The organism is Longirhabdus pacifica (genome assembly GCF_004115085.1).
In the GTDB taxonomy this organism is placed as follows: Bacteria; Bacillota; Bacilli; order Paenibacillales; family DSM-105158; genus Longirhabdus; species Longirhabdus pacifica.
This window is the reverse complement of the sequence record NZ_QXJP01000049.1, coordinates 1-2,447: the sequence shown is the minus strand read 5'-3', so window position 1 is coordinate 2,447 and position 2,447 is coordinate 1. Positions and strand designations below refer to the sequence as shown.

The 2,447-nt window shown below is 48.5% G+C and carries 1 protein-coding gene; it reads left to right on the top strand.

Annotated features, from left to right (window positions below):
• A partial coding sequence (locus D1Z92_RS16980) for a peptidase G2 autoproteolytic cleavage domain-containing protein (protein WP_306438825.1) occupies positions 1-2,322 on the top strand: 2,322 nt, incomplete at its 5' end.
• Positions 2,323-2,447: the final 125 nt, after the last annotated feature.

The window sequence follows — 2,447 nt, the reverse complement described above, 5'->3', positions numbered from 1 at the left end:
GCCCATGCCGAAGGGAATGGGACAACGGCGTCTGGAATCAACTCACACGCTGAAGGGTGTAATACCGTGACACAAGCAGCATGTGCGCATGCCGAAGGTAGTGGAAGTACCGCCAGTGGAATGGCGGCTCACAGTGAAGGAGTTACAACACTGGCAGATGCCACAGCTGGGCATGCAGAGGGGATCAATACAAAAGTATTTGGCATGGCTGGTCATGCAGAAGGCAACAATACGGAAGCGTTCGGCGATCATTCGCATGCGGAAGGATTAGATTGCTGGAGTGTGGGGGATGATTCGCATGCGGAAGGAAACGGAACGTTTGCAGGAGGATGCGCTTCCCATACGGAAGGGATGTTTACGTTTGCAGCTGGCGAATCCTCGCATGCCGAAGGGTTTGGAACGACCGCATGTGGTGCACAATCGCATGCAGAAGGAAACAACACATTGGCATTAGGAGCGAACGCGCATGCGGAAGGCAATATGAATGCAGCGCTTGGCGTTAACTCCCATACTGAGGGAAATGGAACGACAGCTTCGGGATTTAATTCCCATGCCGAAGGTAACAATACGGTGGCGAGTGGCGATCAAGCACATAGTGAAGGAAATAGTAATATAGCTAGTGGGGTAAATGCTCATGTTGAAGGGATGAGTAATACAGCTTCAGGGCCAAATGCACATGCGGAAGGATTCAATAATATATCCAGCGGTATCTTAGCTTCGCATGCGGAAGGAACAAATAATATTTCTAGTGGCAACACCTCTCACGTCGAAGGCGAGGTGAATATGGCACTTGGTGATTTCGGTGCGCATGCGGAAGGGACAGGAGCCATTGCGTTCGGTGATGCGTCCCATGCGGAAGGAGAGCTGACTGTGGCAAATGGTGAAGCTTCCCATGCTGAAGGACTTAGAACTACAACCAACGGTGACTCAAGTCATGCCGAAGGCGAAATGAGTATAGCCAACGGTGTAGCCTCTCATGCGGAAGGTTTTGAGAGTATAGCAGGTTCCACAGCTTCCCATGCCGAAGGTGTGGGAAGTATAGCTGATGGAGAAGCTGCCCATGCCGAAGGGGAATTAACGATGGCTTGCGGAGTGGCATCTCATGCCGAAGGGATGGGCACTACAGCATCGGGTCTCAGTTCTCATGCCGAAGGCAATGATACACAAGCGATTGGATTAGCGTCTCATGCCGAAGGCATAAGTAGTATTGCTAATGCTAGTTTTTCCCATGCCGAAGGATTCATGACAAGCGCAACAGGGGAAGCATCTCATGCCGAAGGAAGACAGACGATAGCCATGGGAGCAGATTCTCATGCCGAAGGTTTTGCAACTAGAGCGACGGAAAGTAGCTCTCATGCGGAAGGAACGGACACTATCGCTTCCGGGTTTAGTGCGCATGCGGAAGGCCTTGAGTCCGTGGCAAGTGGGGAAAGTAGTCATGCCGAAGGGGAAGGAACGACAGCAAGTGGTGAAGCTTCTCATAGTGAAGGAATGGGTACGGTTGCTGGCGCAACTGCTTCGCATGCACAAGGAATCAACACGACCATTGGTGCTACTTTGAATAGCGCGCATATTATGGGCAATAGCGGTAGTGCGAAACTAGAAAACTCGTGGCATTTAGCGGCGGGTGCATTTGGGGTTACAGGCAATGGCCTTGCTGCTTTTATTAGTGGCGTATCCAGCGGTGGTGTCAACATTGGCGATGCTTGTTTCATGGGTACGGTGACACAAGGGATGTCATGTAACTGTGACTTTGCTGAAATGTTCGAATCTACAGATGGTCAATCCATTCCCGTAGGCACATTTGTAACATTAGATGGAGATAAAGTGCGTAAAGCCACCAGTCAAGATGATTATATTTTAGGTGTAGTGAGTGCAACACCAGCAGTGTTGGCTGGCTCATCGCAATTACAGTGGCAAGGACAATATGTAACAGATGAGTGGGGTCGTTTACAATATGAGCAAAACATTACTCCCGCAAGTTATGATGAACATGGCAAGATGCTGCAAGAGGAAAAAGTGCAATCCCACTTAATGTTGAATCCTGACTATGATCCGAGTCAACAATATATTCCAAGACAGCAAAGAGAAGAGTGGGTACCGGTTGGTTTGGTCGGACAATTGCGAGTGAAAGACGATGGTACGTGTCAAGTGAACGGGTACTGCCTGCCGAATGAAGACGGTATTGCCACCCATGCAATAAACGGATATCGTGTTATGAAGCGTACAGGAGATAACCAGGTGTTAGTTGTGTTAAATGCATATCAAACGTCGATGCAGCGTCAGTTGAACAAAATTATGCAACACCTTGGTCTTCAATAAACTTCTGTGTATTAGATATGACATTGTATAGCCATGTTACCGCCCATCATCATGTAGAATATAGTATCCTATCTGAAAAATAGGAGGAATGATGATGTCAGATGTGTGTAATAGAGTAGAAAACG